Origin of the sequence: Streptomyces sp. NPDC007084, from assembly GCF_040703595.1 — a bacterium.
In the GTDB taxonomy this organism is placed as follows: Bacteria; Actinomycetota; Actinomycetes; order Streptomycetales; family Streptomycetaceae; genus Streptomyces.
The window spans coordinates 25535-32135 of the sequence record NZ_JBEYFY010000075.1 but is presented as its reverse complement, the minus strand read 5'-3'; the positions used below and the strand labels follow the sequence as shown (position 1 = coordinate 32135).

At 74.8% G+C, this 6601-nt stretch carries 5 protein-coding genes and 1 pseudogene; 3 read left to right on the top strand and 3 right to left on the bottom strand.

Annotated features, from left to right (window positions below; translation table 11 throughout):
* A partial coding sequence (locus AB0912_RS32955; RefSeq protein WP_366706430.1) for an AAA family ATPase occupies window positions 1-2174 on the bottom strand: 2174 nt, incomplete at its 3' end.
* A 399-nt stretch (window positions 2175-2573) separates the two neighbouring features.
* Here AB0912_RS32955 and AB0912_RS32950 point away from each other — a divergent pair.
* From AB0912_RS32950 to AB0912_RS32940, 3 genes are all read left to right on the top strand, one after another.
* Window positions 2574-2771: a hypothetical protein gene (locus AB0912_RS32950; protein WP_366706428.1), complete on the top strand. Its 198-nt coding sequence runs from the start codon at window positions 2574-2576 to the stop codon at window positions 2769-2771.
* Between the two features lie 195 nt (window positions 2772-2966).
* A complete protein-coding gene (locus AB0912_RS32945) occupies window positions 2967-3629 on the top strand; it encodes a DUF308 domain-containing protein (RefSeq protein ID WP_366706426.1) in 663 nt (220 codons plus the stop codon).
* A gap of 207 nt (window positions 3630-3836) precedes the next feature.
* A complete protein-coding gene (locus AB0912_RS32940) occupies window positions 3837-5591 on the top strand; it encodes a phospholipid carrier-dependent glycosyltransferase (RefSeq protein WP_366706434.1) in 1755 nt (584 codons plus the stop codon).
* Window positions 5592-5735: 144 nt separating this feature from the next.
* Here the strand turns inward: AB0912_RS32940 and AB0912_RS32935 are convergent.
* Window positions 5736-6254 (bottom strand): annotated as a pseudogene (locus AB0912_RS32935) (flavoprotein); the annotation flags it as partial.
* A 146-nt stretch (window positions 6255-6400) separates the two neighbouring features.
* Window positions 6401-6601, bottom strand: a complete 201-nt coding sequence (locus AB0912_RS32930; protein ID WP_366706424.1) for a ferredoxin — start codon at window positions 6599-6601, stop codon at window positions 6401-6403.

Here is a 6601-nt window from a genome sequence, read left to right as displayed (position 1 = left end):
CCGCGCCCGGGGCCACTCCGGCTCCCGCGCCCGTACCCGCTCCCGGCCAGCGCCTCCAGCGCGGCGGCCGGATCGCCGAGGACCAGGCGCGCGGCGGACAGCAGCAGGGCGGCCCGCTCGTCGGCCCAGGGCGACGGGCAGACCTCGCGCGCGGGCCGCCGCAGCTCCTCCAGGACCCGTACCGCTTCCTTCGGATGGCCCCGGGCGAGCAGGATTCGGGCGCGGACGAGGCCGAGTTCGGCCGACGCGACGGGATCGCGCGAGGCGGCAGGGGAGGCGGTCGCCCGGTCGAGGTGGTTCTGCGCGGCGGGGAGGTCGTCCCGGTCCACGGCGACCGCCGCGAGGACGAGTTGGGCCACGCCCGTCCGTACGCCGGGCGGCAGGCCGGCGCGTTCCGCCTCGGCGACGGCGTCCCGCGCGTGGGACTCCGCGCGGCCCGGCCGGCCGTGCAGGAAGTCGATCAGGGCGAGCCGGCTGAGCGCTTCGTGGCGCGGGTACGCGGTGGCCGGGCCGTCCCCGGTCCGGGCGGCGGCGGACAGCGCGGCCACGGCGGCGTCGAAGTGCCCCGCCCACAGCTCGGCCGAGCCCAGGTCGGTGAGCATCAGCGCGGACAGTTCCGGGTGCCGCCCGATGCGTTCGGCGGGGAGTGAGCGCTCCGCCGTCCGCATGTCCCGGGCGGCCCCGCGCGCCAGGTCGGCGGAACCGGTCAGCCGGGCGGCGAGGACGCGGAGCAGGGCGTGGGTGAGCCGGAGGGACGCCGTGTCCACGGGCTCGGCGCCCTCCTCCGTGGGCTCCGTCGTAGCCGCGTGTCCGGCGGCGAGGGCGTCCGCCGCGCGGTGGAGGTGGTCGAGTCCGCGGTCGACGTCGTGGGAGGCGAGTTCGCGGGCGGCGCGGACCAGGCAGGCGGCCGGGCCCGCGGTGTCCGGGGGCATCCCGGCGAACAGTCCGTCGAGGCGTTCGGCGTCCAGGCCGGTCAGCAGCAGGCCGATGGCTCCTTCGCCGACGAACCGGTCCGCCGCGAGTTCCCACTCGCCCGCGCCCGCCGCGTGCGGAAGCGCCTCCGCGAGGAGCCCCGCGTCGCTCAGCCAGCGGGCGGCGCGCCGGCGCAGTTCGGGTTCCAGGCCGGGGTTCCTGACCCGCAGGTGGACGCGGAGGATCTCGGCGAAGAGCGGGTGCAGCCGGTACCAGCCGTGGCCGACGGCCTCGACGAACGCGTTGGCGCGCCGCAGTCCATCCAGGATGGCCTGGCCGTCGTCCCGGCCCGTCAGGGCGTCGGCGAGGTCGGGGTGGATCTGGTCCAGGACGCTGGTCCGCAGCAGGAGGTCCTGGGTTTCGGCGGGCTGCGCGTCGAGCACCTCGGCGAGCAGGAAGTCGGCGAGGGTGCTCCGTCCCGCCTCGAATTCCTTGATGAAGGTGCCGGGGTCGTCGGCGCCGCGCGCGGCGAGGACGCACAGCCGCAGCCCGGCCGCCCAGCCGCCGGTCCACTCGGTGAGCGCCCGCGTGCCGTCCCGCGACAGCCGCAGGTCGTGGTGGCGCAGCAGGTCGGCCGTCTCGTCCACGGCGAACGCCAGGTCGGCGCCGCGCACCTCGGCGATCGCGCCGGCCGCGCGGTAGCGGTGCAACGGGAGCTGCGGCTCCGTACGGCTGACGAGCACGAGGCGTAGTCCGCCGCCCGCGTGGCTCAGGACGAACTGGACCTCGTCCGTCACCGCCGTCGAGGCTTCCGCCCGGTCGAAGTCGTCCAGCACCAGGACCACCGGCTCGGCGCGCTCGCCGAGCCAGGCGGCGAGGCGGGTCAGCAGGGAGTGGTCCACGTCGCCGGGGCTAGAGGGGCGGCCGACGCCTTCGGGGACGGCCACCCCGTGCCGCCGCAGGGATTCAAGGACGTACGTCCAGAAGATGCCGGGGCCGGTGTCCTCCCGTTCGACCGTCAGCCAGGCCACGTCACCGGGGTGCCGCGCCGTGGTCACCCAGTGGGCGACGGCGAGGGTCTTGCCGGCTCCGGCGGGCCCGGTGACCAGGGTGAGCGGCCCTCGGACGCCCGCGGTCAGCCGGTCGGCCAGGCGCGGCCTGCGGACGAAGGTGTCGGTGAGACGCGGCACGGCGAACCGCACGGCGAGCAGGGGATCACCGGCCGGTGTCACATCACCGCCCGGTGTCAGAAGCCCTGCCATGGGGTCGGCCTCCGCGATCTCTCGGCTGCGGCGCGGCGTCTCGTTCCCGGAGTGATGGGTCCCGTCTTTCCCGGGGTGATGGGTCCCGTCGTTCCCGGGGTGATGGGTCCCGTCGTTCCCGGGGTGATGGGTCCCGTCGTTCCCGGGGTGATGGGTCCCGGCCCTGACGAGTCCGTGCCGGGCGCCACAGCCCCTGTCCGGAGCGGCCTCGCCCACTGATCGTCACCCCGGGTGCCGTGGGCCGCAACGCAGGCCCGGGTCGGGTTGCCGACCGGCGCGGGGCCCGCGTTCACCTGCCGCGGGTGAGGCCGTACGAGCCGACGCGCCGGACGATCGTGGAAAAGCCCCGTCCGCCCGCCCCAGGGCATGGCCCAGGTCACTCGCCGGGGGGAGCAGTCCATGCGTTACGAGATCCGCGTCGAGGGACAGCTGTCGGAGACGCTCGCCGAGGCGTTCCCGGAGATGGAGCACGTGCTGGTGTCCGGGCAGACCATCCTGTTCGGCCCCGTGGTCGACGAAGCGCATCTGTACGGGCTGCTGGCCCGCTGCCGTTCGCTGGGGCTGCGTGTCGTGGAGATGCGTCAACTGCCGGAGTAGCCCGGAGGATCACCCGTCGGGGGTGACCCGGCGGCGGCCGGCGGACGGGACCCTGGAGCGAGGACGTCGACCACGTGAGGACATGAGAGACGGCGTGGGGTCGTGAGAGACCGCGTGAGGTCGTGAGCGACCACCTGAAGTCGTGAGCGACCACGTCGTGACGTGAGCGACCCTGTGAGGACGCGAGGAGGAGCCATGACCGAATCGCCTGGTTCGGCGCCGCGCACCGGCCCGGAGTCCGGCCCCGGAGGACCCGCGTACGCTCCCCCGGGCGACCCGGCGGAGCTGCTGGCCGGGATCGGCGCCTCGTGGACCTGGCTGCTCGGCTCGGCGCTCGCGACACTGATCCCGGGTGTCCTGGTGCTGGTCTGGCCCGACGAGACGCTGCATGTGCTGGCCGTTCTCCTGGGGCTCTATCTGCTCGTCATCGGCGGGTTCCGCTTCGTGTCGGTGTTCGGCCGGCGGGAACAGGGCGACCGGATCGCCGGCCTGCTGATCGCGGTGCTCTACGTGCTGGCCGGGGTCCTGTGCCTGCGCAACCCGATGCAGACCATCGCGGCCCTGTCCCTGATCGTCGGCATCGTCTGGCTGGTGTCCGGCGTCCTCACCGCGTACACCGCCCTCGCCTCCCGGGATCTGCCGCACCGCGGGTTCGTGCTGTGCGCGGCGGCGATCGGCGTCATCGCCGGCATCGTGGTCCTCGCCCTGCCGACCGAGTCAGCGCGCGCCCTGACCCGGCTGCTCGGCCTGTGGATGATCCTCATCGGTCTGGTCGAACTGGCCGTCGCCTTCGCCTGGCGGGCCGCCGTACGCCGGGCCCTCGCGGTCACCCCGCGCGACCCGGCCGCCCCGTTCTGAACCCGGCCGAATTCGTGGACCGACCGCTGAGCGGCCCCGCCCGCGGCACACGTACCAAGGGGCATGCCGACTTCCACCGCGAGCAGGCGCGACGACCCCGTGCCGGTGAGCCGCGACGCCACGCCGCCGTGGCGCGGCTGGACGGACCTGCTACGGCACCGGCGACGCGCGCTGTTCGCGGTGGCCGTGGTCGCGCTGCTGGCGCAGATGACGTTCGCGATGGTGAGTACGGCCGTGGCGCAGACGCCGACGATCGACGAACCCGTCTACGCGGGCACGGCCGTGGTCTACGTGCAGCAGCACAGCCTGCGCTACAACCCGGAGCATCCGCCGCTCGGCAAGCTGATCATCGGCGCCGGCATGCTGTTCGCCCGCCCGCACCTCGACCCCGCGTTCCGGGGCGACCAGACGGAGCTGGGCCGGCGTCTGCTGTACGAGTCGGGCAACGACCCGTGGCGGGTGATGCTGTGGGCGCGGCTCCCGGTGATCGTCCTGACGCTGCTGTTCGGTCTGGTGGTCCTCGCCTTCACCCGTGAACTCGTCGGCCGGGCCGGCGCGTTGGCGGCCCTCGCGCTGTACGCGTTCTCTCCGGACGTGATCGCCCACGGCTCGCTGGCCACGCTCGACGTCCCGGCAGCCGGGTTCGTGCTGACGTCGGCCTGGCTGGTGTGGCGGGCCCGGCGCCGCCCCCGGCTCTACGTGCCGCTCGCGGGCGTGGCCCTCGGCGCGGCCCTGGCCACGAAGATGAGCACGCTCCCCGCGGTCCCGCTCCTCCTGCTCCTCGCGGCCCTGTCCGTACGGCACGCGGGCCGCCGCACCGCATCCGACCCGGCATTGCGCGGGGACGGGGACGGGGGTGGGGGCGGGGACGCGGGGAAGGGCGAGGACGGGGGCACCCGCACGCGGACGCGCCCGCGCCCGGGCACAGGCACAGGCACCGGCACAGGCACCGGCACCGGCACCGGCACCGGCACCGGGATCGACGCCCGGCCGGCCCGATCCGCCCCCGTGAACCCCATCTCCCGGACCGTACGGCTGCTCGGCACCGGTGCGACCGCGGTGACCGGAATGCTTCTGGTGGCCGTCGCGACCGTGTGGGCGACCTATCTCGCGGTCGACCCCCGGCTGCGCTGGACGCCCCCTCCGGATCTGCCCGTGGTGCACGGGCTGCGGGCGGTGCTCGTCGACGTGCTGCCGCTGCCTCGGCCCTACCGGGACGGCATGCGGGTCCAGTTCGGCTTCGAGGACACGGTCTGGCAGGGCTTCCTCTTCGGCCGTCTCTATCGGGGTTCCCTCTGGTACTACCTGCCGGCCGCGCTGCTGGTGAAGACCCCGCTCGGCCTGGCGGCGATGGGAGCGGCCGGTACCGTCGCGCTGACCGCCGTGCGGCGACTGCGGTCGGCGGCGCCGTATCTGCTGCTCCCGCCTGCGGTGCTGCTGGGCGCGGCGATGAACGGCTCCCGCGATCTCGGCGTGCGCTACGCGCTGTTCGTGCCGGTGTTCCTCGCGGTCGTGGCGGGCTGCGCCGTGGCCGTGCGGCGGCGCTGGACGGGCGCCGGGGCGGCGGCGCTCGTGCTGTTCGTCGCCGTCAGCTCGCTGCGGACGTACCCCTACTATCTGCCGTACTCCAACGAGGCGTTCGGCGGTCCGGCCGCCACACGGCTGCGGCTGCACGACTCGAACGTCGACTGGGGCCAGGATCTCGGACGCCTGGCCGACCGGCTCCGCCGGGACCATCCGGGCGAGAAGGTCTGGCTCGTCTACAAGGGTGCCGGTGTGCCCGCCGCGTACGGGATCGACGCGGCCGATCCGCGCGGGGTGCCGCCGGAGCGGGTGCACGGTCTGCTCGCCGTGTCCGACACCGCGATCGCCAAGGCCGACGCCCGGTTGAGGGCACTCCTCGCGACCAGCCGTCCGGTGGACGACGTCGGGCACTCGATCACCGTCTTCCGCCGCCCCTGACCACCCCTGACCGCCCCGGCGGGCCTAGGCTCCGCCGCGATCGTCGGGGCCGTCGGGGTCATCGGGTCCGTCGGGTCCGTCGGGTCCGTCGGGTCCGTCGGGGTCATCGGAACCGTCGGGACCGTAGGAACCCTCGGCGCCGTCCAGCAGGTCGAGCACCCGCTCCCAGCCGAAGTCCGCGCGCGTGCCGTCCGGTTGGACCCCGCCCGCGTACGGGCCCCCGAAGCGGACGCCCATGTCGCGCAGCCGCTCGACGCTCTCGCGGTAGGCGGGGTGGACCGCCAACGCCTTGCTGACGCACGGGAGTACGGCGATCGGGACGCCAAGTCCGTACGCCTCGTTGAGCGTTCCGAGGGCGAGCGTGTCCGATATGCCGGCCGCCCACTTGTTGACCGTGTTGAAGGTGGCCGGGGCGACGGCCACCGCGTCCGGGGCTGGGAAGGGACTCGTCTCGCCCGGGGTCCGCCAGGCGGAGCGCACCGGGCGGCCGGTCCGCTCCTCGACGGCGACCGCGTCGAAGAAGCCGAGGCCCTGGGGTGTGGCGACGACGCCGACCTCCCAGTTCCGCCGCAGTGCCGCGGTGATCAGCGTGTCGACGTCCTCGGCGACACCCGCCGCGCAGACGACGACGTAGAGGAAGGGCTTCCGGGTCGGTTCGCTCACACCGGAACCCTAGACGCCCCTGCCGCCCGCCCCGGCGGTGGACCCGGCCCACCTGGGGCGGGGCCCCGGCCGCCGACCGGGTCCCCCGGCCCGTCCCCGGCCCGTCAAGCCTCCTTCGTGGCCGGTCAACCCTCCTTCACCGCCCGTCACACCCCCTTCACGGTGATCGCGGCGACCGGGCAGGCCCGGGCCGCCTCGCGGAGCATCGGGTCGCCGGCGGCGTCCGTGCCGCCCGGCAGGAGTTCGCTGAACCCGTCGTCGTCCTGGGTGAAGACGCGCGGCGCGGTCAGGGCGCACTGGCCGGCGCCGATGCACACGTCCTTGTCGATCGCGATGTCGACGCTCAT